Origin of the sequence: Rhizobium sp. CB3090 (genome assembly GCF_029714285.1) — a bacterium.
GTDB lineage: Bacteria > Pseudomonadota > Alphaproteobacteria > Rhizobiales > Rhizobiaceae > Rhizobium.
The window spans coordinates 200,771-225,690 of the sequence record NZ_CP121663.1; the positions used below are offsets into that span (position 1 = coordinate 200,771).

Annotated in this window: 18 protein-coding genes and 5 pseudogenes; 12 read left to right on the top strand and 11 right to left on the bottom strand. The window is 53.9% G+C overall.

The window, feature by feature from the left end; all coding sequences use genetic code 11:
- Together QA646_RS19655 and QA646_RS19660 are read left to right on the top strand one after the other, a co-directional pair.
- Complete coding sequence (locus QA646_RS19655; protein WP_283059933.1) at window positions 1-657, top strand: Imm52 family immunity protein; 657 nt, start codon at window positions 1-3, stop codon at window positions 655-657.
- 115 nt (window positions 658-772) lie between these two features.
- Window positions 773-1,033, top strand: a complete 261-nt coding sequence (locus QA646_RS19660; RefSeq protein ID WP_283059934.1) for a hypothetical protein — start codon at window positions 773-775, stop codon at window positions 1,031-1,033.
- Here the strand turns inward: QA646_RS19660 and QA646_RS19665 are convergent.
- Window positions 994-1,436, bottom strand: a pseudogene (locus QA646_RS19665) (IS630 family transposase); the annotation flags it as partial. The gene QA646_RS19660 and the pseudogene QA646_RS19665 sit on opposite strands and share 40 nt — an antisense overlap.
- 56 nt (window positions 1,437-1,492) lie before the next feature.
- On the opposite strand from QA646_RS19665, the pseudogene QA646_RS19670 reads away from it, so the two are divergent.
- Window positions 1,493-2,681: pseudogene (locus tag QA646_RS19670) on the top strand (IS3 family transposase).
- Window positions 2,682-2,937: 256 nt separating this feature from the next.
- Here QA646_RS19670 and QA646_RS19675 read toward each other — a convergent pair.
- On the bottom strand, window positions 2,938-3,963 hold the full coding sequence (locus tag QA646_RS19675; protein WP_283059401.1) for an IS110 family transposase: 1,026 nt from the start codon (window positions 3,961-3,963) through the stop codon (window positions 2,938-2,940).
- 123 nt (window positions 3,964-4,086) lie between these two features.
- Between QA646_RS19675 and QA646_RS19680 the strand changes: the two are divergent.
- Window positions 4,087-4,365, top strand: a pseudogene (locus tag QA646_RS19680) (transposase domain-containing protein); the annotation flags it as partial.
- Window positions 4,366-4,567: 202 nt separating this feature from the next.
- On the opposite strand, the gene QA646_RS19685 reads toward QA646_RS19680, so the two are convergent.
- Genes QA646_RS19685 through QA646_RS19720 form a run of 8 tightly spaced genes read right to left on the bottom strand, consistent with a single transcriptional unit; the run spans window position 4,568 to window position 15,646 of the window.
- Window positions 4,568-5,692: a glycosyltransferase family 1 protein gene (locus tag QA646_RS19685; RefSeq protein WP_283059935.1), complete on the bottom strand. Its 1,125-nt coding sequence runs from the start codon at window positions 5,690-5,692 to the stop codon at window positions 4,568-4,570.
- On the bottom strand, window positions 5,676-9,455 hold the full coding sequence (locus QA646_RS19690; protein ID WP_283059936.1) for a glycosyltransferase: 3,780 nt from the start codon (window positions 9,453-9,455) through the stop codon (window positions 5,676-5,678). The genes QA646_RS19685 and QA646_RS19690 overlap by 17 nt, the downstream gene beginning before the upstream one ends.
- Window positions 9,456-10,739 carry an FkbM family methyltransferase gene (locus QA646_RS19695; protein WP_283059937.1) on the bottom strand — a complete coding sequence of 428 codons (1,284 nt, stop codon included), beginning with the start codon at window positions 10,737-10,739 and terminating at the stop codon, window positions 9,456-9,458.
- Entirely contained in the window at window positions 10,739-11,599 is an 861-nt protein-coding gene (locus tag QA646_RS19700; protein WP_283059938.1) for an FkbM family methyltransferase, read from the bottom strand. The genes QA646_RS19695 and QA646_RS19700 overlap by 1 nt, the downstream gene beginning before the upstream one ends.
- A complete protein-coding gene (locus QA646_RS19705) occupies window positions 11,599-12,834 on the bottom strand; it encodes an ABC transporter ATP-binding protein (RefSeq protein ID WP_283059939.1) in 1,236 nt (411 codons plus the stop codon). The genes QA646_RS19700 and QA646_RS19705 overlap by 1 nt, the downstream gene beginning before the upstream one ends.
- Window positions 12,834-13,619, bottom strand: coding sequence for an ABC transporter permease (locus tag QA646_RS19710; RefSeq protein WP_283059941.1), 786 nt, complete (start codon window positions 13,617-13,619; stop codon window positions 12,834-12,836). The genes QA646_RS19705 and QA646_RS19710 overlap by 1 nt, the downstream gene beginning before the upstream one ends.
- Before the next feature lie 48 nt (window positions 13,620-13,667).
- A complete protein-coding gene (locus QA646_RS19715; protein WP_283059943.1) occupies window positions 13,668-14,636 on the bottom strand; it encodes a GDP-mannose 4,6-dehydratase in 969 nt (322 codons plus the stop codon).
- A 29-nt stretch (window positions 14,637-14,665) separates the two neighbouring features.
- Window positions 14,666-15,646, bottom strand: a complete 981-nt coding sequence (locus tag QA646_RS19720; protein WP_283059944.1) for a GDP-mannose 4,6-dehydratase — start codon at window positions 15,644-15,646, stop codon at window positions 14,666-14,668.
- Between the two features lie 249 nt (window positions 15,647-15,895).
- On the opposite strand from QA646_RS19720, the gene QA646_RS19725 reads away from it, so the two are divergent.
- From QA646_RS19725 to QA646_RS19760, 8 genes and pseudogenes are all read left to right on the top strand, one after another.
- Complete coding sequence (locus tag QA646_RS19725; RefSeq protein ID WP_283059945.1) at window positions 15,896-17,872, top strand: hypothetical protein; 1,977 nt, start codon at window positions 15,896-15,898, stop codon at window positions 17,870-17,872.
- Window positions 17,873-17,977: 105 nt separating this feature from the next.
- Window positions 17,978-19,456: a UbiA family prenyltransferase gene (locus QA646_RS19730; RefSeq protein ID WP_283059946.1), complete on the top strand. Its 1,479-nt coding sequence runs from the start codon at window positions 17,978-17,980 to the stop codon at window positions 19,454-19,456.
- Complete coding sequence (locus tag QA646_RS19735; protein ID WP_283059947.1) at window positions 19,453-20,787, top strand: FAD-binding oxidoreductase; 1,335 nt, start codon at window positions 19,453-19,455, stop codon at window positions 20,785-20,787. Before QA646_RS19730 ends, QA646_RS19735 begins: the two co-directional genes overlap by 4 nt.
- Before the next feature lie 16 nt (window positions 20,788-20,803).
- Entirely contained in the window at window positions 20,804-21,544 is a 741-nt protein-coding gene (locus tag QA646_RS19740) for an SDR family NAD(P)-dependent oxidoreductase (protein ID WP_283059948.1), read from the top strand.
- A complete protein-coding gene (locus QA646_RS19745; protein WP_283059950.1) occupies window positions 21,541-22,476 on the top strand; it encodes an NAD-dependent epimerase/dehydratase family protein in 936 nt (311 codons plus the stop codon). The genes QA646_RS19740 and QA646_RS19745 overlap by 4 nt, the downstream gene beginning before the upstream one ends.
- 8 nt (window positions 22,477-22,484) lie before the next feature.
- Window positions 22,485-23,762: an NAD(P)/FAD-dependent oxidoreductase gene (locus QA646_RS19750; protein WP_283059951.1), complete on the top strand. Its 1,278-nt coding sequence runs from the start codon at window positions 22,485-22,487 to the stop codon at window positions 23,760-23,762.
- On the top strand, window positions 23,762-24,187 hold the full coding sequence (locus QA646_RS19755) for a GtrA family protein (RefSeq protein WP_283059953.1): 426 nt from the start codon (window positions 23,762-23,764) through the stop codon (window positions 24,185-24,187). Before QA646_RS19750 ends, QA646_RS19755 begins: the two co-directional genes overlap by 1 nt.
- A 162-nt stretch (window positions 24,188-24,349) precedes the next feature.
- Window positions 24,350-24,490: pseudogene (locus QA646_RS19760) on the top strand (IS66 family insertion sequence element accessory protein TnpB); the annotation flags it as partial.
- Window positions 24,491-24,561: 71 nt separating this feature from the next.
- Here the strand turns inward: QA646_RS19760 and QA646_RS19765 are convergent.
- Window positions 24,562-24,843, bottom strand: a pseudogene (locus QA646_RS19765) (transposase domain-containing protein); the annotation flags it as partial.
- Window positions 24,844-24,920: the final 77 nt, after the last annotated feature.

Sequence of the window (24,920 nt, forward strand, 5' to 3'; positions counted from 1 at the left end):
TTGGAGAGTTATTTTGCCGCCGCTTACTGGCCTTCTCGTAGGGAAACTCTCGAAGGGTGTGCTGAACGCGCGACATACTTCCTCAGCGACCTCGCGGGCATCTCGGATACGCTTCGCGGCTGGCGCAAGAAGGCCAAGAGCCGAAAGGCAGCACTCGCGCAAAAAGTGATTTCCGCCGAGGATAGCAATGATATGCGCGCACTTTTGGAGAATGGACGCAGCAGGCGGGACATGGATCGTTCCGTCATCGAAGAACTAGGATACGGAATCGGATTATGGAATGGTCAAGCCGGCTCGGATGAAGCATCCCTTTCGGTTAGGTGTGGCGTTTATGATGTGAGCGGCATGTCAAATGCCGTTGTTTTGAGTCTTCCCCGCAGCTTTGATCTCACCTCTGGAAAGGGCGTGTTGGCTCTTGCGAGATCGTTTGCCGAGGCTTGGGAACCAGAACGGTTTATATTGACTTCATTCAGCCGCAACGGAGAAGAAGTTGATAAAGCTCAAGCAAAGGGCCAATCTTGGCAGCCATTTTTAGACATAGCCCTTTATTTACAAAAGCCGTTGGTGCCTTCCTTTCAAGCGAGGACGGGAGATGCAATTTACGAGCTCAATCACGGTCGCGTATTTTTGAGTCACTCGTTATCGCCTGCGGATTGAGCCGCGTCCGCCTGACCTTATCGGGACCAGAAAAAGATTTGCTCCGCCGGACTGGCTCCACGGTTCCGGCACCAAGATTGCGGCCGGCGGCTCAGCGCAGCTTTCCGGCCAGACCGTGACGCTCGGCGCCGTCAAACAGGACAATGGCGGCGTGCAAACGCTCGTCGGCACCACGGTCGCGACCGGCGGCAATCTCGGCATCGCCGGGACGAATGGCGTCAACGTCATCGCCAGTTCCGCCAAGGTCGGCGGCGATCTCTCCGTCACATCCGCGAGCGGTTCGGTCAACATCATCTCCGCCGGCGTCGAGAATACCACGGTCGACATTAGAGCATTTCATGTTTTATTTGAAGCGTATCCGGCATTGACAAGATAGTTGGTGCACTCGTGTGGACCGATTGTCTGGACGAGTGAGCCGAGATATCGCCAGGTGTCGTCGACGGTGCGCTTTTGCGCTTTTCGCATCCAATGCTTGATCTTGGCGAAGGCCTGTTCGATTGGATTGAGGTCAGGTGAATAAGGCGGCAGAAACCAGAGCCTTGCGCCGGCGGCCTTGATCAACTGGCGTATCTGCGCGGATTTGTGGCTACCCAGATTGTCCATGATGACGATGTCGCCTGGTCGCAGCGTCGGGACGAGTTGTTGCTCGACATAGGCCTTGAAACATTGGCCATTGATCGGGCCGTCGAAGACGCAGGGTGCGGTGAGACAATCGGCCCGAGCGCGCCGATGAAAGTCAATGTGCGCCAATGGCCATGCGGAGCAAAACCACTGACCTGCCACGGGTAATTTCCTCCAGATTGCATTAGAGTCCGGCCCATCAAAGGACGGACGAATGAAGAAGCAGAGATTTACTGAAGAGCAGATTATTGCGGTGCTGAAGGAGCAGGAGGCTGGCGCGAAGGTGGCCGACCTCTGCCGCAAGCATGGGATTTCGGACGCGACATTTTACAATTGGAAAGCCAAATACGGCGGCATGGAGATTTCCGAGGCGAAGCGCCTGAAGGCTCTCGAAGAAGAGAACGCCAAGCTGAAGAAGTTGCTCGCCGAGCAGATGCTGGATGCTGCTGCACTCCGCGAGCTTCTTGCAAAAAAATGGTAGGGCCCGCCGCCAAGCGTGAAGCCGTCGCGCATCTGAAGGCCGTCATGGGCCTCTCGGAGCGGCGGGCCTGCCAGATCATATCGGCTGACCGGAAGATGGTGCGGTATCGGTCACGCCGTCCGTCAGAGGCCGAACTGCGGACAAGACTGCGCGACCTCGCCAACGAGCGGCGGCGTTTCGGCTACCGGCGACTGTTTGTCCTGCTCAGGCGGGAGGGAGAGCCGTCCGGTGTCAACCGCGTCTACCGGCTATACCGAGAGGAAGGCCTGTCGGTTCGCAAGAGGAAGGCCAGGCGGCGTGCCGTCGGAACGCGTGCGCCGATACTCGTCGAAGCCAAGGCCAATGCCCGTTGGTCGCTGGATTTCGTGCACGATCAGTTCGCCTGCGGAAGAAGATTTCGTGTGCTCAACATTGTTGATGACGTGACGCGCGAATGCCTGGCGGCGATCCCGGACACCTCGATCTCCGGCCGTCGTGTTGCTCGCGAATTGACGGCGCTCCTCGAGCGGCGAGGCAAACCCGGCATGATTGTCTCCGACCACGGCACGGAATTCACGTCGAACGCGATCCTCGCTTGGTCAAAGGAGCACAAGGTCGAGTGGCACCACATCGCACCGGGAAAGCCCATGCAGACGGCTATATTGAATCCTTCAACGGACGGATGCGCGACGAGCTGCTGAACGAAAGCCTGTTCTTCGGTCTCGATCATGCCCGCAACGCCATCGCCGAATGGGCGCACGATTATAATCATTCCCGGCCGCACTCATCGCTCGGATATCAGACCCCGGCCAGCTATGCCGGAACCATTGCCGCAACCGGCTTCAACGCTGCGCAAGATGAAGGCTACGCGTTTCCGCCGGTTGCTCCCACCGCGCCAAGTGGCGTATCGAAAACCGCCGGGGCTCTAATCGCCGTTGGATGAAAGTTCAGTGGCATGTATGGACGCGTGGCAAGGGGCAAGTTGGTGTTTCTGACGGATTGGTCGGGTGCAGGCATGTATTCGGCCTTTGAATGCGGCGTGTTCATGCCGCTGGCCCTGATGTAGTCCGCGGATCGGATCCCAGACAGGTCAACGCGCTTTCAAGCGGCACCCACTGATCGGGTTTGTCCGATCCCGGCTCGACCGTTCGCCATCACGCCATCAGCACCTCACCAGTTTCTGCATCCTCTGTGAGCATTCAAACGGCGGCGGTCGCCTCAAAGCGCCTGCCCGTCGTCATCAACGCCCAGACGATCCGCGCCATCTTGTTTGCCAAAGCAACAGCGACGACGTTGTACGGCTTCTTCGCCAGAAGCTCGGCAGCCCAACGCGTCGGCGCCGTTTTGCCGTTCCGGCTGAAGCGGAGGACCGCGTGCGCCCCGACGACGAGAAGCCGGCGGAGATAAGGGTCGCCTTGTTTGCTGATCCTTCCGAGGCGGTCCTTGCCACCCGATGAGTTTTGCCGCGGCACCAGGCCTATCCATGCCGCCAGTTGTCGGCCGGATTTGAAGAGCGACGCGTCGGTCACCGTTGCGGCAATTGCGCTGGCAGTGATCGGGCCAATTCCAGGGATCGCCTCAAGGCGGCGGCTCAGTTCGTTCGAGCGATGCCAAGCATGAATTTGGCGATCCAACTCGCTGACCTTCTCGTGCACCTCCCGCAACTGCCCGATCAGTGGAAGAAGCGCGGACCGCGCAAGCGGCGGGATCAGATCGTGATCATCGTCGTCGACCAACGCCATCAGCATTCCGACGCCGGCAAGGCCCTGTCGCGTTACGATGCCGAACTCCGCCAAGTGGCCGCGAAAGGCGTTCACCAGCATTGTCCGCTGCCGGATCAAAAGCTCGCGGACCCGATGCAGCATCAGCACGCCCTGTTGCTCCTCGCTCTTCACTGGAACAAAGCGCATCGTCGGCCGCGTCACCGCCTCGCAAATCGCCTCAGCATCCGTGGCGTCATTCTTCTGCCGCTTCACGTATGGCTTGACGTAAGATGCCGGCATCAGCCGAACCTCGTGACCCAGCGCCATAAGAACCCGAGCCCAGTGGTGTCCAGTCGCGCATGCCTCGATTCCGATCAGGCATGGCGGCAATGCTTTGAAGAATCCAACGACATCGTCGCGGCGCAGCTTGCGGCGGCACACGATCGCGCCAGCACCATTGATCCCGTGAACCTGAAATACATGCTTGGCGATATCCAGACCAATTATGGTAATCTTCTCCATGGACGGCTCTCCCTTATGTGACTTTCGACAGCCACACTTTGGCACATTGCGATGCCGGGAGCGGAGGCCGTCCACCACATCAGGTCAGCCGATCTCCGACAGGCGGCCACAATCGGGCGGTTACGTTACACCAGCGACGGCAGGATGCCGATCGATAACAACATTTTGGAACGCGAAATCAGAGTTTTTGCGACCGGAAGAAAATCGTGGCTGTTCAGCGATACCGCTGAAGGAGCCAGGGCCAGCGCCTTGATCTACAGTCTCATGCTGACTTGCCGCGCCTGTGGCGTCGACCCGCTCGCCTGGCTGCGCCACGTGCTCACAGAGTTGCCGCAGCGCGAAGAAGCGGCCGAAATCGGCGACCTGATGCCGTTCAACTTCGCCAGAACCGAAGCCGCCTGACATAATACGGTTCCAAAAGTTGAGCCGATGCCAATCAAGCGTTGGCGTCAACGTGCGGCGAAAATCGCGCTTACGTTCGGGGCACGACCATGCTCGGCCAAGAGTTCGAAATCGGATGCAGGATCTTCATTTTGTCGAGAAGCCTAGGCGACACCCGGACATGCCGAGCAGCTTTAACGAAATCAACGACGCTGCGGCACGCTCAAGCTCCCAAACGATCTCTTCTTAAGCCGATAGCGGCCTCGAAAACTCCGGCCAGCTTTTCCGAGCTTTTTCCCCAATTAAAACGCTGAGCGTTTGTGCGTGCTTCTGTCGCGAGCCGCTCCAGCAATATCGTCTCGGTGCCCAATCTCTTAAGTCCATCGGCGACGGATGAGACGTCAAATGGATTAACAAGGAATGCAGCCTTCCCACCCACCTCCGGCATGGAAGATATGTTCGAGGTGAGAACCGGAATGCCCAGAGAGTTGGCTTCGATAATCGGGAAGCCGAAGCCTTCGTAGAGCGACGGCATTGCCAGGAAGCGTGCGTTTTCGTAAAGCGTTCGCAGATCCGCATCAGCGACGTAGCCGGTCAAGCGAACATCCTTCTCGAGCCTTAGCTCACCTATTCTACGTGCCAGATCGGGAAGCTTCCACCCAGCGCCGCCGGCCACTACCATCAGCAAATTATCCCTGACGTTCTGCGGCAGCGATGCGTACGCCAGCAGCAAATTCGGCAAATTCTTGCGAGGCTCGAGTGTGCCTACGAAAAGAGCATATTCGCGGTCTATCCGATTGGACTGCAAAATTGTCGATTGCGAAGCGGCAGGCAGTGACGTCAATCCGGGATATATAACTTCGATTTTTCCCAGACCGGGAAAATGACGCTCGATCTGTTTCGCGGTCGAATAGGAATCCGCGACGATCCGATCCGCTGAGCGTAGTGCGGGCTTCATCAACAAGCGATCGCCCAGCCAGCTCCGGAGCCGCATGGTTTCTCCGGCGTCGACCCAGACCAGATCATGGATCGTCACCACGCGTGGGATTTCCGAACTCAAAAAATGAGGGAGGCGATGCGCGGGTCCCCAAAACACGTCCAAACCATCGGCTTTTGCCGATTTCGGCAGCGTAGTCTGAGCCCAGATATTTCGCTTCAAAGTTCCCGAGGCATTGCCGATCCGGTAATCCACATTGTCGAGCTGCGGCAGAGGGTTGGGCGGATCGGAGGGCAGATAGATAACGACATGATGACCCGCGGCCGCAAGGCTACGGCACATCTCGATGACATAGCGGCCAAGGCCGGTGACGTTCGAGGCTAGTGTGCGGCCGTTAACTCCTATCTTCATTCTTTTCTTGCACCTGCTGAATGGCACGTAACTCCGTTACCATCGATAAGACCCTTCTCAGAAATTCGCCCGAACTCTCCTTCCACGTCAGGATCTTGATTTGTGGTGACGTGGAATTCTTGGCTGCGGGGGTCTTTAGCCATGCCCTGACTGCATTCGCCAAGTCCTCGCCGGCCATACCCGAGAAATAATGCGAGCTCTCTCCGGCAACCTCGCGAAAAACCGGGATGTCTCTTGCGATCACAGGACGATTATGGCTGGCGGCTTCAATGATCGGTAGACCGAAGCCTTCGCCTTGTGATGCGGCAATCAGGCAATTCGAAGCGGCGTAGATCTTCTCCAAATATTCGTCGCTTATGTTCGACAGCCAGAACAGGCGATGACCCAATTCTTTATGGTCTCTTAGCCGTTCAATGAGTTCTTCAACCATCCAGCCTTGCTTGCCGACAAGCACTAGATTCAAATCCTCGCCGGCTTGCCAGAGAATCTCAAAAGCCTCCAGTATCTGGGCATGTGATTTTCGTGGCTCTATGGTCCCAACTGCCAGGAAGGTTTTGCGCGACGCCAATATTTTCAAGACCTCCGCGGAATCTGCCGGCATGCCGCGCGATGGTTGGCTGTTCTCGATGTCAGCGCCGAGATGGAACCAGCCCACTTTCGGTGTCCGGCCGATTTTAGAGGCATTTTCCTCCATCCAGGTCGCAACCTCTTCGGCGACCGCACCCGATATGCACATCAGCGCGTCGGCTGAGCGGCTCACGCCCGTGAGCCAATTCGTGTGTAGCGAAAAACCGACCTCGGGGAAGAACTGCGGAAACTTGATTGGCAGAAGATCGTAAACTACGAAGATCACTGCGACACCGAAACGCCGCATCCGGTCGAGCAGGCCCGCTTGGTCTATCGGAATGCCGTGCTGTAGGTCGAGGCCAACAAAGATATCTCCGGCGCCGAAATCAATCTTCCTGTCTTCCAACAGATTTGAAGGGCACCCGAGAAACCTTGTGGTGAAGGACCTCGCATAATAGTATCCTTCGTGACCGGGGAGGCTGTAGACAGGCTCAATCCGATAACCCGGAACTTGCGTTTTCAGCAATTCCATTAGGATGCTTCGGACCACCCGCTGAATCCCCGTACGCGAGTCGCGCTGCACGAGTTCCGAAATATCCACGAATATGCTGCGCTGGCTAGCAAATGCCATATGATTGGTAGCGAGGGCATCAGCGATGCGATGGAGATGCTGGGTAGCGTCGGGTGGAACTTCAATGTCGGTTAGCCGGGTGAGGGCCTTGTTGAGCGTTACGGCAGGTGACGTCGAGTAAACATCCTCAATCACTTGGTAGTATTTCTCGGCCACGAGATGGGGCTGCAAGTTCGCGTGAACATAATCTTTTCCGCGCATGCCCAATGTCATTCTCTTCACCGGATCCGCATAGAGAGTCTCTAACGCGGCGGCGAGTTGCGCCGGAGAAAAATCATCCTCCAGCATCTCGACACAGTCATCCGGCAGTTCCGCCATTGCTCCATGAGAATTGACGATCGTTGCAAGCCCACTTCCCATACAATCGTTAACGGCTGCCGAGGTTTCTCCGCGCGAAAAGGACCTTAACTGGACAGCCACATCGGCTGCTGCGAGATATTTGCGATAGTCTTCGGGTGACGCGAATCCAGTTATCTTAATCCGCGATGTCGGGCGCGACTTTCCTATGAGGTCTCGTATCTTCAAACCAAAGTCGCCGTCAGCTTCTGTTCCAACGAATACGAGGTGACAGTTCTCAAGCCGGGACAGCTTCGACTCCATCCAAGCGGAAATAAGTCTGTCGTTGAGTTTTAGACGGCCCATCGCCCCGAATGAACAGACAACAAAATCATTATTGGCAAAACCGAGTTGCTCTCGGACCACCGCTCTTTCCGGAGTGTCGGGCGTCTTTCGCAGCAACGGGACTTTTTGCCATTGGTCAGCTAATCGGTTCCCGTAGAACTCTCTTGCAAGCTCTTTCGAGTGTTCGCTATGGACGATCACACCCAGAGCATGCCGAATGGCGGGCATGTTCGTCGGATATTTGTAGACGACCGAAGCGGTATCTTTAACCTCACGAAGCTCAGCCAGCGCGGCGTACCCATGAGAATCGTATAGTGCCCGTTCCCAAAAACCGGCCAATCCATCATGGATTGTCATATGAGCAATAATGCCGCTTAGGTAAAAATCATGTAATACTATAACGCCAGGGAAGTTGCACAACAACGCAAACATGTGACTGTGAAACGCCGAGTTTCCGAAGTGATAAAAAATCCTGTCGTACTCAAAGGCGTGCTCCTTGAACCAATCGACAGTGCGAATGGGGCAATTCTCAATGATCCACGAATCCGATATGCTCTTTTGATCGGAAACGACGTCTATTTCATAGAACTTCTGAAGCTCGGGAAGGAGTTCGGCACTATAGTCCGCAATTCCACTACGGGACGGTGGTAGCGGAGAAATGTAAGCCAAACGCGGCCGCGTGGGCGTTTGAACGGACGCCACGGTTTTCTTGTCCTGCTCCCGTTTCGCAAACAGATCCTCGTAGGCTTCCCAGGCGCGACGAGCGCTTTCGTTCCAGCTGAATTTTTTGGCCTGTTCCAGCCCATGTTGCGACAAGGCATTTCGATAGTCAGCGTCTGTCAATACTTGCTGCAAACGACCAACAAAATCTCGCTCGTTGGAAGGATCAAAAAGTGCGTCTTTGGTTCCAATTACCTCCGGTATGCTTGAAACATTCGAACCGATTGTTGCGACGCCACACTGCATTGCTTCAAGTGCCGGCAGACCAAATCCTTCATGCAGCGACGGAAAACAGAAGGCTTTGCAGGTATTGTAAAGAGCAACCAGATCGTCTTCAGGCACAAAGCCGGTCATGACAAAATCGTCTTCGGCTAAGCCCTGCTTTTTGGCATGGCTTTTCAGTAAGGCCATGTCCTGTGGCCGTGCTGAACAGACAATTGCAAGTTGATGCTGTTTGCGAACCTCACTCGGCAGCTTGGCAAAGGCAGTGATCAGGCCATCAATGTTTTTTCGATGATCGATCCCGCCAGTGTACATGACGAATGGCCTGGAAAGCCCATAGCGGCCACGGAGATTGGCAATCTCCGCCTCGGTAAATGCAATTGGACGGAAGATCGGCTGCGCCGCTGACGATATCGTTACAACCCGATGTTCGGGCATTCCCAGCAAATCCAGGGCCTCACGGCGGGACGATTCAGAGTTGGCGAGTAGAACGCCGGCCTTCTGAAGCTCGATGATCCTACTATCGTACCAGGCCTCCAACCGCTTGTTGGTTAGATATTTGTCTCGATAAATATACGGAATGAGATCATGAAGAATTATGCCGGTGGCGCTGTATGGTATAAAATTTCCGAGTGACACCGTAGCGTCGTCACCGAAGCCTTCAAAAAGGCTCCCGAGGTGAAGCACATCCGGGTTGAGGCTCGCCAACCAGGCTTCACGAATGATCTCGGTGGAACGCATCCGCCATTCATTAGCAGGATCGACGTAAGCGCTCGGAAGAATAGGCTTCCAGCAGGTGAAGTTCGCGGCAGGAATAACCGATGCGAACTGTGTTCGGATGGGCTCGATACTATCGGGAAAAGCATCTGTTACTGACACATGAAACTCATGCGAACCTGCGGTCCGAGCCATCGCTTCCGCAAGCGAAAGCGTATATCTTCCAATACCGCGACCGCGACTGTTCTGGCTTTGACCGCCAACCAAATCAACCAGAAGCTTCATTTACGCTTGCTTTCCCGGATTTTGCTTATAAGTGCGTGCGAGCGTCAATCGCTGGAAGAGTTCTTCCGCATACTCGGTTGCCCTGCCGGTCTCCACGGCCATCGCTGCTTGTGGGGGAGCTACTAGATGGGTGCCCGAAGCCGCACGCCGAAGATGCAGCTCCAATCCGGGAAAGAGCCGGATCAGTCGCTTCGCCAGCCTATATAGCGCCGGGCGGCGAACGACACGACGCACGAGCGCACCAGCAGTCTTCCAAAAAAGCCGATGCGGTCGCGATCCCGGTTTAAACTTCACCCAGGAGCTGAAACCCAGGGAAAGCCATCGGACAGAAGGCTTCACCAAGCGAAGAGGAGTCGTCAGTTTCCATGAAAGGCTCTGGAATGTTCTGGCCAATTCCCATTTCAAACGATCTACATCCGCGTGCAATCGACGCAGCTCTTCTTCCAGGGCTTTCTTTTGCGCGCGCAATTCGGAAGCGTTCGCCTCCAGTGTTTGCAATTGCCAGGTGACATTTGTGAGCCGTTCGGCACTTTCTGCAGCGGCTACATTCTTTTTATATTTGAGCTCGTCTATCGTTAGCTTCAGGGGTAAGGCATAGGGCGTCGTACGCGAAAGGGTAAACTCGTCAAATACATTCGCGCCGGGCCCAAAAAATTGCGCCAATTCAAGATGTTCTGCACTTACATAAAATCTGCTCAGGCCATCGAAATAAATAAATCGATATCCCTTCTTTAGCAAAAGGGGCTCCCAACCAGCGTAATTTTCTTTTTGAGTATTAGGTTCCGTGCTTTCTACGACAACAATCCAAGGTCGGGCAGCGGAGGGCTCCCAACTACTAAGCACCGAGGCCTCCATTCCCTCAACGTCAACCTTAAGCCAATGAATTGGCCTGTCCCCAGCCTCGTCAAACAAGGCCGACAAGGGCATCATCGATACATCAATCTCTCGTACCGCCCGGCCTTCGGCTTCGTGGGTCTTGGCGATTCCGGCATCACTCGTGCTCAAGCCCGTTTCCGGAATTTCAAAAAATCGTAGACTACCCTGGCCTTCTCCAACGGCAACTTGAAAAACCTTTTCGTCCGGTCGATCTAGTCGAACCTTCTCGGCATAATAGGTTGTTGCTTCCGCATGAATGCCGCGCCATCCATTCTCGTAGAAGCTCCGGCTGACTGAATCGACAATGGGATCTTGGGCGCCAACATCGATATAGAAGCCTTTTTTGATATGCTTCAGTGCTCGCCAGAGAATAACATCCTCGAAATTTTGCGCGTAAGAAACAAACATCATAATTCCGGGAACAATGAATGACGGGCGGTATTCCGGCTTATATGAGGTAGCACGACGTTCCTGTCCTGATCGAAAAAGCTCGCGACAATGAGGCCATCGCCGCTGAATGATTCCTGAACATCATGCTCGACCAATATGCGTCCGCCCAGCGATATGATCTTTTCAACACAATCGCGATGCGTCGTCTTCGAGCCCGAAATGGAACTATGATGTGTCGAAGCGACGAGAAATCGGACCCGTCCTCCTTCGATTGCCCGCGCCATGGAACCCAGAAATGGCAACTCCGCTCCTTGCGCGTCGATGTGAAGAACTTCCACTACACTGTCGCCAGCAAGTCTCAAAATCGAATTCATATTGAAGCAGGGTAGCGTCAACTCGGCGCCTAAACTTTCTGCGTGAGCCGCGAATGTGGCTTCCTCCTTTTCCCCGACCCATGCACTTTCCAGCACTACCCTTTGTTGCATGCCGTTCAAGGCAATGTTTTTTTCTCCAACGGTGCGATTTCTCGGGTCAGGCTCGACACAGATGGCGCGAGATCCTGGCACATCGTGGAGATACCAAAGACTGTAGTAGGTCCAAAATGCGCCAAGTTCCACTATAAGCGAGTTGTTCCTGCACAGCCGCAACAAGCTGTCGAAAATAAGCTCCTCTTGAGGCTCATGATGTCCACGAAGCGCGCGTATCACATGCGCCATCCAATCTCCATAGTAACCGCCAGCAACGACTTTAATGCCATTGTGCATAATCTGCACTGGGCCGCTTTCGGATTCTATAATTCGCCCGGCGTTTGCGACCTTGGGGATATGTTCGCAATCTTTGCAGCCGATGGTCATCAGGGTTCGTTCGAGGACGTCCATCAATCTACTCTCATAATTCTAATCTGAGCCTGAAGGGCATTGGAGCCCACGAAATATGGCAGCGACGCATTCACCACGTCGAAGACCAGCACATTATCCTGCCATTCATAGTTTGCATCCAGATGGGTGTCCGAACCTGTTGCGGCCGTCGTTACGCTGAAGGATCCCGGTCCGAGATTACAATCAAACTCCAAATCGAAGCGAATAAGCTGACCGGCAGGTTGGTTGAATAGTGTCTGATCGGTGTGCCAGGTATTGGTTCCCCATACCACGTGCCCCGTTCGGTCTCGCAACATGACGCCGAGAACCACTTGTGGTACTTCCCGGCGGACCTCCAGTTCGATACGCAGGATGAGTTTCTGACCGACGAATGCCGTCGAAACAGACGCAAGGCTCTCTCGGTCCAGGAGGTCAACATTTCTTACAGCTATATCGAACGTGCCCGAGCGCGTCTTCAGCCATCCGTTGCTGTCGCGGCTCTGCTGTATGGTCTGTTTGCTGTTTTCACGATCTGCCACCATCGCGTTGTAGTAATCCACTACTTCGTCAGGTGGACCATCTTTGATAATCTTCCCTTTATCGAGGAGAAGCACTCGCTCGCATAGTGCTTTGACGTCCCCGAGGCTATGTGTAACGAGCAGAATAGCCGTTCCTTCAGCCTTGAACTGTCTTATTTTGTCAAAGCTCTTGTGCTGAAAATAGCTGTCGCCCACCGACAGCACTTCATCGACAATAAGAATGTCCGGGCGGCTGGCTGTCGCGAGTGCAAAGGCCAGTCTCGCCTGCATGCCGCTCGAATAGACGCGAACCGGCTGATCGAAAAATTCGCCAATTTCGGCAAACGCCTCAATCTCCGGCATAAGCTTGCTAAGCTCTAGGCCCGAGAATCCCATAAGGCCACCTGCCTGGTAAATATTCTGACGACCCGTAAATTCCGGATTGAAACCAAGGCCTAGCTCAAGAATGGCACTAGTGCGCCCCGAAACACGAACGTTACCGCTGGTCGGCCGTACGGTTCCGGTGACGATCTTTAGCAAGGTGCTCTTGCCGGCCCCATTTTGACCGATCAATGCAACAGCCTCTCCTTGACGCATTTCAAAAGAGATGTCGCGACTAGCCCAAAATTCCGAAGTCGGCGCAAAAGAAGCGCCAAACCAATTAGCGAACCGCAGCAGATTGCTTTTATAGGTCGGATAACGTTTGGAGACGTTTTCCACGTTGAGCACCGAACTCATCAGAGTGCATCCACTAGATCGGCGCTGGCCCGCCGGAAGAGAGTGAATGCCAGAAACACCATGATCGCGCCCACCGCAACCGACGGCAAGATTCCCATCCATGAGGGGGGCTCATTTAACAGCAAGGCATTCTGATAAAGATTCACTAATGAGGTCATCGGATTGAAGCGTAGCAAGTTCTGGAAACCTTCAGGTACTGCCGATTTGACATAAACGATAGGCGTGAACCAGAACCATAATTGCATGATGACGGTCATTGCCTGCGCGACATCGCGCACGAAGACGTTCAGGACGCCTAGGAAGACGCCTATGCCGAAAGCCAAAGCAGAGATCAATAGCATTCCAGGAATCAGATAAAGCCACGCTACACCGGGGTATTGTCCGAAAAACAGGAAGATAACCGCAATTGAGGCAAGTAGGAGAACGTGGTTGATGATCGCGCTGCCCCAGACAATGATCGGCAGGCAGAGCCGTGGAAAGGAGATTTTCTTTAAGGCGGCTGCTTGCTCGATAAAGACGTTCATGCTGCGCACCAGAATTTCGCTGAACAAGCCCCAAGCCGCCATGCCTGAGAGAAGATAGATGGGGTAGGCGGCAGGGCTTGTCATATTCGGCATCTTTGCGCGCATGACCTCAGATAGAACGATCGAAAATATCAGCGCTTGAGCTAAAGGATGTAGGATAAACCACATTGCCCCAAGACGCGATCGCGCAAAACGCCCCCGCAACTCCCCCTTTATTGAAGCGATGATGAAATGTCGGTAGTTCCAGATGCTTTTCAGCAAATCCTCATCTCCGGCCCTTAGGCATGTGGCGCACGGCGGATGCCGGCATTACCGCGACTGCACTCGCTGACGCCACTCAGTGAGGACATCGTTAAGTGTGTTGCGCAACTCAATTTTCGGCTTCCATCCAAAAGCGGTAAATGCAGCGTGATTTTGACCGGACGCCGTCGGCACCTCCGACCCCCTCAAGCGAAGCGGGTCAATTTCGACATTCACCTGTAGTCCTGACAGCTCTACGAGCAGGTCGAGTATTTGGCGAATCTGCGTCGGTTGGCCTAAGGACAGATTGAAAGCCTTGCCAAGAACGTCGGCCCCCGAATCGGCGAGTGCCGCGTCGGCATAGGCGCGCACGACATCCCTGACATCAAGAAAATCTCGAAATCCGGACAAATTTCCGACGCTGAGCGTCGGAGAACGAAGGCCTGCTTCAATCTCCGCAATTTGCTTCGCAAATGCAGGCACCACATAGGCGTCGGTTTGGCCCGGCCCAGTATGATTGAACGGACGGAAGCGGATTGTCTTCAGTCCCTCATATGCGAGCTGGCCGAGCAGCATATCTGCAGCGGCCTTCGTCGCGCCATAAACGCCCATGGGCTTAAGGGCGGTATCTTCGTCGACCGGCGCGCCCGCCTTGTCGATAAATGAGGCACCATAAGCCTCTGAACTGCCTGCAAAAATGAAGCATGCATCCGGCGCGAGCTCCATCGCCGCGTAAGCAAGATTCATGGTTCCGCGAAAGTTTACATCCCAGGCACGATCGGGAGCCTTACGGGCATCGCTGGGAGCAGCAATTGCAGCAAGATGAATGATCGCGGAGGGACGAGAGGTGTCGATAAGCTCCATTGCCTGGTGCTTATCGGAGACATCCGCCATTAGAACCGATGTGGCACCATGACCTGCGGTCAACACCGTCAAATCGATGCCGCCTTGAAGCCGGCGTGTCTCAAGTTCGCGTTGCAGCCAGGTGCCAACGAAGCCGTTGGCACCTGTTATGAGAAGACGATGTTCGCGAGGCATGGACAGTCCCTAGGAGTTGGAACCAGGTATCACTTCTCAAGCCGCTTCAAATCGGCTTCAACCATCTCGACGATCATTTCTTCGAGCGTGATTTTGGCTTCCCAGCCAAATTTTTGCCGAGCCTTGGTTGAATCGCCGAGCAGAACATCCACTTCGGCGGGACGGAAGAGCTCGGGATCGATGATGAGATGTTCGTCTATGTCGAGGCCGGCATGTCGGAAAGCGATCGCGCACATATCTCGTACAGTTGTCGTCCGGCCTGTCGCAATGACGTAATCGTCGGCGACTTCCTGCTGCAGCATCTGCCACATGGCGCGGACATAATCCTTGGAATGACCCCAATCGCGCTTTGCATCTATATTTCCAAGGCGCAGTTCAGTCGCGAGGCCGAGCTTAATACGGGCGACGCCGTCAGTGACCTTCCTGGTCACGAATTCAATGCCGCGCAGGGGAGATTCGTGATTGAACAAGATACCGCTCGATGCGTGTAGGCCAAAACTTTCGCGATAGTTGACCGTCAGCCAATGACCGTAGAGTTTCGCGACCGCATAAGGCGACCGCGGATAGAACGGAGTCGTCTCCGATTGCATTGGCTCCTGAATAAGGCCATACATTTCGGACGAGGATGCCTGATAAAAACGAGCGCCGGGGCTCTCCAGACGTAAGGCTTCAAGCATATTCGTCACACCGAGACCGGTAACTTGCCCCGTCAAAAAAGGCTGCTGCCAAGAGGATCTTACAAATGACTGCGCAGCAAGGTTGTAGACCTCGTCCGGCTTGACGTCCCGCATGGTTCGAACGAGGCCGGAAAGATCCTGGAGGTCGCCGTCGACAATTTGAACATCACGCTCGATCCCCAGCCATTGGAGGCGGCTAAGATTGACGTCTGAAGTGCTTGATCGCCGAGCAAGGCCGTAAACTTCGTAACCCTTTTGCAACAGCAATTCTGCAAGATAGGCGCCGTCCTGACCCGTAATGCCTGTTATCAACACTTTTTTCGCCAATTTCATTCTCCTTTCGGCGCGACCCTAATGAAGTCAGACTAGCCTTTTCAGAGGCCTGACGGGGCGGTTTTGATTTATCCCGCACCGTTTAGCCTTTCTCTAATACGAAAACAACGACCAAAGCGGTTTTGCCACGACCGAACTTCTCGTCGCGCTTGACCCTTCCTCGCAGATGGTCGAAAAGGGACGTTCGCTCTGCCTTGCAATGGGGGCAAGCTCCCTTGGCAGTATCGTCCGCCGCAATAAGTCAACGAGATGAAAAAAGAAACTCCGCGTTATTATCAGTTAACATCGATCCTGTGCTCTGTTTTATCTTTCGTTGTTATAGCTTATTCAATGAGAGGCTATATTAACCAAAATAACCTTGAGGTCGGTGACTTTGCGGCAAACAGCTTGTTGGTTCAGCAGGCCAAAGAGCATCTGCTTCTGTTTGGAAATTATTCCAGGGTTGGATTCAATCATCCTGGACCCGCGATCATCTACGTCCTTGCAGCAGGAGAAGTCATATTATTCGATTACCTAAAGCTCGTTAGATCCGCTTTTTCAGGACAACTTGTTGCTGTTGCTCTCTATAATTCTATTTGGATAGTTTTAATTTGGAGAGCTTTATATTTTTCTCTCGGGCGGATAGGCGCTGCTGCGGCGTCGTTGTGCGTTTTTTTGTTGCTGTCTGCCTTGTTAGATCATCAGGTTTTCGGTGGCATTTGGTTTCCTCATCTTTATTTCTTTCCCTTTTGCCTGGTCCTGTTCTCCTCGAGCGTTATAGTGAGAGGAGAGTTGCGCTTCCTCCCCAGTTTTGCACTCGCGTGCGGCGTTCTGTTTAATGGACACGTGTCCTTCATTCCTTTTCTCTCGTTCTTCACCCTTCTCCTCGTCGGATATACATTTTGGATTGAGGGAAGAGCACCTTCTTCCTTGATCAATGCGCTCTTGGCGCGAGGAAACGCGCCCGTTGTGCTTTGTTCGTGTGCAATTGTATTATTTTTCTTTTTGCCGCTCATTATTCTCACCATCTCGCAATTTCCAGGCCCGCTGGCCTCTTATGCTTCATTCGGCGGAGCGCATAAGACAAACAGCCTCGGCCCCTCAATTCACTTTGTCAGTGTCTATTGGGGAGGTGTTCCAGCAATGATTTCGGCCCTGCTGTCGAGCGTGTTACTTTTTCATGTGCGTAAAATTCGCGGCGATTTACCTCCAGAGATTCGTAACGCCGTCGCCGTTGTGGGGGCTGCAACCCTCGCTTTGCTATTTTATGCCAAATACGGCATCGATTATTTAAATCAGGAATACATCGGAGAGTATTACTACGCTGTTCCGGCCTTCCTAGGTTGCTTTACGTTTATTGCCGCGAGCGCTTTCGTAAGCAATCGAGTGCGGGCTATTTTCGATATTTGCATCGCAGTCCTATGTGCAGTGATCGTATTTTCGCAGATCAAGAAGCCCGTCAGTTATGATTTCGCTTATAATCAGCCCTCGGCCGCAGAAATACACAACACGTTGGTCGCCCTGCGAGCTCCAAAGAAGCTGGCCTTGGATCTCATTGACACGGAAGACTGGGGGAATGTCTGGTCAACGATACTGGGCGCTCAGATACTCGCCGAGAGAAGCAAGCAGGGACAATTCTGTATTAACCGTGGCTGGCATATTTCATTCACTTTGGCAGCTAGATGTTCGCCCGAGGAGTTGCGATCTGGCTCCCGCTATATTGTTACAGCAGAATCAACCGCACAGCGTCCGAAAGACGATCATGAAATCGACGTCGGGGGACTTCGCATCATTCGTCGGCTCCCGCCGAGTCTCGATGATAAGGGGACGATAACAGTCGCAAAATCACCCCTTTTGTTTAGCGACTACCTGTTGCAGATGGGTTGGTCTCCGGTTCAATCGGATTTCGTGTGGACGACGGCCGACGAAGCTCAACTCTCGCTTCCGTTGGGGCAGAACTTTTCGGGAGACGTTTTGTTAGACATGGCCGCTTACCTGCCGCAGGCTGATAGTACGCAAGAAGTGCAGCTTGTCGACGATCAAGGACATGCGTCAACTGCACTGTTTTCTCAAGCGGACAACAGAAAGATAATAAGGCTGCACATTTTGCAAGCAGCCGGCAATCCAGTCACGTTTACTTTGAAGATCAAGGCTCCGATTGTACCGAGTGCGTTAGGGTTGGGTCGTGACCAACGACGTCTGGGCGTCTCGCTTTACGGCCTTGAGATTGTCTCTTCGCGGCAATAGTGCTTCTCGCCGGAACAATCTCGCTGTAAGGGGAAGTCTCATGGTTTGCACCCACCGAGCGAGGCTGAAGTGGATTTAGAGCGGCAAATTACCTTTGGAGCCAGTATGCAGGAAGCTGCACGCAGAGACAGTGACGTCGACGGTGCAAAATCGAGCGAATTGTCGGCAAATAGATTTCCCATAGTTGTCGATCTCGATGATACATTGATCGTTACTGATACACTGTACGAACAAATTGCAATTGGCTTGTTCACCAAACCTCTTCGCGTCGTAAGTGCGTTTGCCCGCCTCGCAAGGGGGCGTGCAGCGTTAAAGGCCGCTCTTGCTCATGAAATCGATCTAACCCACGTGGAGCTTCCGATCCGACAGGATTTGGTGCATTGGCTACATGAGCAGGCGGAACGTGGCCACGAGATTCATCTTTGCTCCGCCGCTAGCCAACCGATCGTCGAAACCGTAGCAAAGCGGCTTGGTATTTTTGCTAGCGCGGTCGGCTCGTCCCAGGCAAATCTGAAAGGCAAATCAAAAGCCAACTATTTGAAAGGGCGCTTTCCGGAAGGCTTCGTCTATGTCGGGGACAGTTCGGCTGATCTTGCTGTTTGGAAAGAGGCGAGTGCAATTGTGCTGGCTGGGACAGCGCCATCTGTCGCCAAAACAGCCCGCGGCTTGGGCAAGCCGATAGAAGCTGAATTTCAAAACCCTTCTTTGTCAGTGAAGAATTTCCTGAAGGCGCTGCGCGTCCACCATTGGTCCAAAAACGTCCTGATATTCCTGCCGCTAATTCTTGGGCACGCGTGGAATGATATTCCACTAATTATTCATACGATGCTGGCCTTCATTTGCCTGCTAATGGTAACCTCAGCGACCTATCTTCTGAACGACATAGCCGATCTTGATGCAGACCGTCGCCATTGGTCGAAACGGAATCGGGCGCTCGCAAGCGGTCGCATGTCAATCCCATTTGGCTTTGCGCTCTCGGGCACACTGCTGGTCGTAGCCTTCCTCTCCGCGATCATAATTACTCCTGTTTTTGCCGCCGCACTTGGAAGTTATCTTGTCATCACCGGCTCTTATTCGCTCGGTTTGAAGCGGATCCCACTGCTCGACACGCTAATCATTGGCGTCCTGTTTACTATCAGACTTGTGATGGGAATCGTCCTCTTCAGCCAACCCAGTCCGGCTTGGCTTCTGACATTTTCCGTGTTTTTCTTTTTCTCGCTGGCAGTCGCCAAAAGACATACCGAAATCGTTCGAGCCGCTGTCACGGGATCGCACAGCTTAGCCAGCCGCGGCTATCGCGTTGAGGATGCCCCCTTGACACTCACACTTGGTGTGTCGTCTGCTATCGCGTCCCTCGTAGTCCTTGTACTTTTCATTATCGGCGAAATGCTGCCGGCACATGTCTATAACCATCCACAGATATTGGCAGGAATGCCGCTCATCCTTTCAATCTGGCTTGGGCGTATATGGCTGCTCGCCCATCGCGGCGACATGAACGATGATCCGGTGAGTTTCGCCCTTCGCGACCGCACTAGCCTTATACTTGGTGGTTTTGCTGCCCTCCTTTTTCTGGCGGCTTTATGATTCGATTTTCCTCATCCGAAGACATCCGATCTTGGGGCGGCGTGTTGCAGGCGCGACACAATGTTGCCCGACCACAGTGGCGAGACGAGTTACCGGAGGTCCTTGCGGTGGCGCGGCACAGTGGGTCACCGATTCTGGCGACCGGTCTGCGTCGGTCCTATGGCGATACGGGCCTCAATCCGGATGGCGCAATTTTGGATATGACCGCTCTTGATAGGGCGATCTTCTTCGATCCGGATTCCGGCATTCTACGGGCCGAAGCTGGCGTGTCGTTCGACATGCTTTTAAAGATGTTAATACGGAGGGGTTTCTTTCTGCCCGTCACTCCAGGCACCCGATTTGTGACGTTGGGTGGGGCGATCGCCAACGATGTGCATGGTAAGAACCATCATAGTGCCGGAACGTTGGGGCGCTGGGTGCGGCGCATCGGACTGTTGCGGTCTGATGGTTTAGAGATCGAATTGACCCCTCAGGAAAACACTGGGCTCTTTGGAGCAACGATTGGCGGGCTGGGGTTAACGGGCGTGATCACCTGGGCCGAGATCGAAACGGTCAGGATCGCCAGCGCTATAATGGACGTCGAAAACATTCCATTCGAAAATCTAGATGAATTCTTCCAGATCGCCAGGCAAAGCGATGGCGAGTATGAATATACCGTTGCGTGGGTTGATTGCCTCGCCAAAGGGAAAGATCTAGGTCGCGGTCTATTTACGCGTGGAAATCATGCGTCGAAAGGCGCGCGGTTGCCTACCAAGGCAGATCCCAAACTGACGATTCCCTTTAATTTTCCAAGCCTCGTTCTCAATAAGCTGTCCTTAGGTGCATTCAACAGCTTGTATTACTGGAAGGGCAAACGTAATGCGGGTGGCAGCAAGGTCCCGATCCACCCGTTTTTCTATCCGCTAGATTCGATCGGCCATTGGTATCGAATGTATGGTAGGCGCGGTATGTATCAGTATCAGTCTGCCGTCCCACCTGAGAGTGAAAGGGACGCCACCAAAGCGATGTTGGAACTGATTTCGGCAGCGGGCGAGGGGTCGTTTCTCGCTGTGCTCAAGACCTTTGGTGACAAATCTTCGCTCGGGATGCTGTCTTTTCCTCGACCCGGAACAACGTTGGCCTTGGATTTTCCGAACCGTGGTTCGTCGACTCTCCGGCTGATGGGGCGGCTCGACGCAATAGTGCGTGAAGCTGGGGGCAGGCTTTATCCTGCCAAGGACGGAAGAATGCCGGCTGATATGTTCCGTGCCGGTTATCCTCATTGGCAGGATTTTGCCAAATATATAGACCCCGCGTTCGAATCCCATTTTTGGAGGAGAGTCGGACAATGAACAGGAGTGCAGCGTTTTGCGTTTGATCATCTTGGGCGCGACTTCTGCTATCGCAGAGGCCACGGCGCGGCTTTACGCTGCCGAAGGAGCCGACATATTGCTTGTTGGACGTCAGACAGAAAGACTGTCTGCTACCGCTGCCGATCTCAAGATGCGTGGCGCTCACAGTGCTGAAATTGCCATTCTCGATCTCGCTCAAACCCCAGGCGGGGTGGACGAAATCTTTCGCAACTTGGTCCGGCAACTGGGTGGCGCTGATCACGTCCTCATTGCGTACGGCATCCTTGGCGAGCAGGCTGATGCTGAGAGGGACCTCTCGATCGCCGAGGAGATCGTGAGGATTAACTTCAACTCGGCTGCTGCCTGGTGTCTTGCGGCTGCCACTTTCTTGGAAGAACAAGGACGTGGCTCCTTGATTGTCCTGGGCTCGGTTGCTGGTGATCGCGGCCGACGAGCCAATTTCGTTTATGGGGCTGCTAAAGCAGGTTTGGCGGCTCTTGTCGAAGGCATTTCTCATCGCTTCGCAGATCGGGGTCCCCGCGCTGTCATCGTTAAGCCTGGCCCGACGATTACACCGATGACGGAGCAATTTGACCGGAAGGGCCTGCTTTGGGCTTCAGCGTCGCAAGTCGCCGCGGTCGTTCGTCGCGCTGCCGACCGCGGCGGTCCGGTCGTTTACGCGCCGTGGTTCTGGCGCTACATCATGCTGATCATCCGCGCGATGCCGGCTCGTGTATTCAATCGGATGAACATATGACTGAGAAAATCGTAATCACTGGTGCTGCAGGTCTTGTCGGCCAAAATCTGATCGCTAGACTGAAAGCGAACTCCGATCTGAGGATTGTCGGTATCGACAAACAGCCCGCCAATACGGCGCTTCTGCGTCGGATTCATCCTGAAATCGAGGTAATAGAGGCGGATCTTGCTCAGTCCGGCCCATGGACTGACGCCCTTGCAAATGCGGATGCACTTGTTCTCAATCAAGCGCAGATCGGCGGGTTAGTCGAGCAGGACTTTGTCGACAATAATGTAATTGCTACCAAGCGCATCGTGGCCGCGATGCGGGAGCATAAAACGCCGTATTTTGTCCAAATCTCCTCTTCAGTCGTTAACTCTAAGGCTGATGATTTTTACACGCGTTCAAAGACGGCGCAGGAAGAGTTTATCAACACGGTGGAGGACATTCCGCATATTGTGTTGCGTCCGACGCTCATGTTCGGCTGGTTCGACCGCAAGCATCTCGGTTGGCTGCGCCGCTTCATGGATCGTACGGCGATATTCCCAATTCCAGGAAACGGCAAATTCATCCGTCAGCCGCTTTATGTCGGTGATTTTGCTGCGATTATCGCTTCCAGTCTGGCAAGCCGCAAGACGGGCACCTTTGATATTTCAGGCCGCGAGCAAATCTACTATGGAGATTTGATCAAACTAATCCACGATATTGTGAAGCCCAAAGCCAAGATCGTCCATATTCCCTACGGTCTGTTTTGGGCGCTGTTATTCATCTACGGAAAATTTAGCAAGATTCCGCCGTTCACGACGAGTCAGCTAGAGGCGCTTGTCATTCCCGAAACTTTTCCCGTAATCGACTGGGAAAACACCTTTGGAATTACCGCTACTCCCTTGCGGCAGGCAGTGAGCGAAACTTTCCTGGATCCCCGCTATGCGGGCATTGTTCTTGATTTCTGAGGGACAACATGAGCCGGATTATCGTTATAGGTGCAGGCCCGATGGGCTTGGCGGCAGCCCACCGGGCCGCCAATTTGGGGCACGAGGTCGATCTCGTCGAAGCGGATTCTGTTCCGGGTGGGATGGCCGCGCATTTTGACTTTGACGGTCTCTCTATCGAGCGCTTTTACCATTTCGTATGTAAATCGGATGCGCCCACTTTCGCATTGATGAAGGAGCTAGGTATCCAAGATAAGATGCGCTGGGCACAGACCTCAATGGGTTACTATATGAACGGAAAGGTACATCCTTGGGGCGATCCTATCGCGCTGCTAACCTTCCCGCATCTGAGCCTTGCTGCAAAAATTCGGACAGGCTTGCAGATGTTTCTCACGACGAAGCGCAAGGACTTTGCTTCGATCGAGGCCTTAACTGCGCGCCAATGGCTTGAGGGCGGCTCAGGCAGGGAAGTCTACGGCAAAATGTGGAAGCGGCTCATGGAGCTGAAATTCTACGAACTGTCGGACGATATCTCCGCATCGTGGATAGCGACGCGTGTGAAGCGTATTGGCAATTCGCGCCGCTCGATTTTCCAGGAGGAACTTGGGTATATTGAGGGCGGCAGCCAGACACTCGTTGATGCCCTGGTCTCTGCATTTGTCGCCAAGGGCGGCAGGCTTCACCTTTCTTCTCCCGCCGAGAAGGTCAAGACTGAAAATGGCAGGGTCACTGGTGTGACAGCAGGGGGGCGTTTCTTTCCGGCGGATGCCGTGATTTCGACTGTTCCGACGCCGTTAATTTCGAAGCTGGTACCCGATATGCCGGCGGATTGGTTGCAGAAATATGACGCTATTCGCAACATTGGCGTGGTCTGCTTACTGTTCAAGCTGAAGAAATCGGTGACGAAGAACTTCTGGATCAATATCGTTGATCCAAATATCGAGATACCTGGCTTGATCGAATTTTCTAATCTTCGGCCGATCGAAGACAGGGTCGTTTATGTCCCCTATTACATGCCGACGACGCAGCCCAAATGGCGGTGGACCGACAAGCAATTCATCGACGAGGCCTTCGGCTATATTAGACGGGTAAATCCGACTATCCAGCAGGATGATATGGTAGGTGCGACCGTTGGCAGGCTTCGCTATGCACAGCCCGTTTGCGAACCAAATTTTCGCGAAAGGTTGCCGCCGATCCAGACCGCGATTTCTGGACTTCAGATCGCTGATACCTGTTTTTACTATCCTGAGGACCGAGGCGTTGCTGAAAGTATTCGGTATGGCAGGATGATGGCGGAGGCGGTCTGATGGAGGTTGTGTCAAATAGGGAGCGTTTCGGCTCACCTTTTCTGCGTTTCATCCTTTCCGGCGGCATTGCTGCGGCAGTGAATATTCTGTCGCGCGTCGCTCTTTCGCAGCTCTTGTCCTATAGCGTCGCGATTGTCATCGCATACTTGATCGGCATGACGACGGCTTACATGCTTATGAAGCGCTTCGTCTTCGAAGACTCAGGTAAGACGGTTACTCAGGAATATATTCGCTTCGGAATAGTCAATATTGTTGCACTGATTCAGGTTTGGCTTGTCAGTATCTTTCTCGTCCATTGGATATTCCCCGCTCTCGAATTTCAATGGCATGCCGAAACCGTGGCGCATGTCATAGGCGTGGTGAGCCCTGTCGTGACCAGCTACGCGGCACACAAGTACTTTACTTTCGCGTCCGTCGCCGAGTAAGAAATAGCCACTAACTAGGAACTCTGGGCTACGAAACAATCTCTTTCTGACTCTGATAGCGTCCTCGACAACGCCTCTAATATTTTGGAATTCTCTTCCCAGTTAATCGCCGGGCGTATGTGCATGCTTCGTAAGCGCGATTTTCCCCGCACCTTTCTGCAATTGATTGAGCTTTGGCATGAGGTGTCCACCAAAATAGGTGGACACCAAGTGATGGAAGAAGGTCAAAAACTTGCCGTGCGGCTGGTCGGTCGGAATGGGAGACGCCGTTTCGATCAAAGTTCGAAAGACCGCCTTATTGCGTATCCATACGCCGGGGACCGCGGAACTGGGTCGCGCGCTCGGTCATTGCTGATGTATGCTGCGGATAAGATTCAGGCGGTGATGTGAGCAGAGGCTTTTTCGGCCTGGCGCCGCCTTTTCCACTCCCATGGGAGCAGTTCGTGCAAGCGAGAGACGGGCAGATCGGCGATGCGGGCGAAGACAACGGCAAGCCATGCCTTTGGGTCGACATCGTTGAGGCGGCAGGTGGTGATGACGGTCAGCATGACGGCGGCACGGTCGGCCCCACGCTGGGAACCGGCGAAGGTCCAGTTTTTCCTTCCTAACGCCACACCGCGCAACGCTCTTTCCGCTGCATTGTTCGTAAGACAGACCGTATCCGTCCGAGCGAGACCGCCTGTGAATATTGAGTAAAACAGTTCAGACCCTGTCCTTATTCCCATGCATAAGG

Coding starts and splice junctions, on each gene's coding strand:
- QA646_RS19700 (WP_283059938.1), bottom strand. CDS start 11,599: ATGGACGTCCTCGAACGAACCCTGATGACCATCGGCTGCAAAGATTGC.
- QA646_RS19735 (WP_283059947.1), top strand. CDS start 19,453: ATGATTCGATTTTCCTCATCCGAAGACATCCGATCTTGGGGCGGCGTG.
- QA646_RS19695 (WP_283059937.1), bottom strand. CDS start 10,739: ATGTTTGTTTCTTACGCGCAAAATTTCGAGGATGTTATTCTCTGGCGA.
- QA646_RS19720 (WP_283059944.1), bottom strand. CDS start 15,646: ATGAAATTGGCGAAAAAAGTGTTGATAACAGGCATTACGGGTCAGGAC.
- QA646_RS19725 (WP_283059945.1), top strand. CDS start 15,896: ATGAAAAAAGAAACTCCGCGTTATTATCAGTTAACATCGATCCTGTGC.
- QA646_RS19730 (WP_283059946.1), top strand. CDS start 17,978: ATGCAGGAAGCTGCACGCAGAGACAGTGACGTCGACGGTGCAAAATCG.
- QA646_RS19715 (WP_283059943.1), bottom strand. CDS start 14,636: ATGCCTCGCGAACATCGTCTTCTCATAACAGGTGCCAACGGCTTCGTT.
- QA646_RS19690 (WP_283059936.1), bottom strand. CDS start 9,455: ATGAAGCTTCTGGTTGATTTGGTTGGCGGTCAAAGCCAGAACAGTCGC.
- QA646_RS19750 (WP_283059951.1), top strand. CDS start 22,485: ATGAGCCGGATTATCGTTATAGGTGCAGGCCCGATGGGCTTGGCGGCA.
- QA646_RS19755 (WP_283059953.1), top strand. CDS start 23,762: ATGGAGGTTGTGTCAAATAGGGAGCGTTTCGGCTCACCTTTTCTGCGT.
- QA646_RS19675 (WP_283059401.1), bottom strand. CDS start 3,963: ATGGAGAAGATTACCATAATTGGTCTGGATATCGCCAAGCATGTATTT.
- QA646_RS19705 (WP_283059939.1), bottom strand. CDS start 12,834: ATGAGTTCGGTGCTCAACGTGGAAAACGTCTCCAAACGTTATCCGACC.
- QA646_RS19745 (WP_283059950.1), top strand. CDS start 21,541: ATGACTGAGAAAATCGTAATCACTGGTGCTGCAGGTCTTGTCGGCCAA.
- QA646_RS19685 (WP_283059935.1), bottom strand. CDS start 5,692: ATGAAGATAGGAGTTAACGGCCGCACACTAGCCTCGAACGTCACCGGC.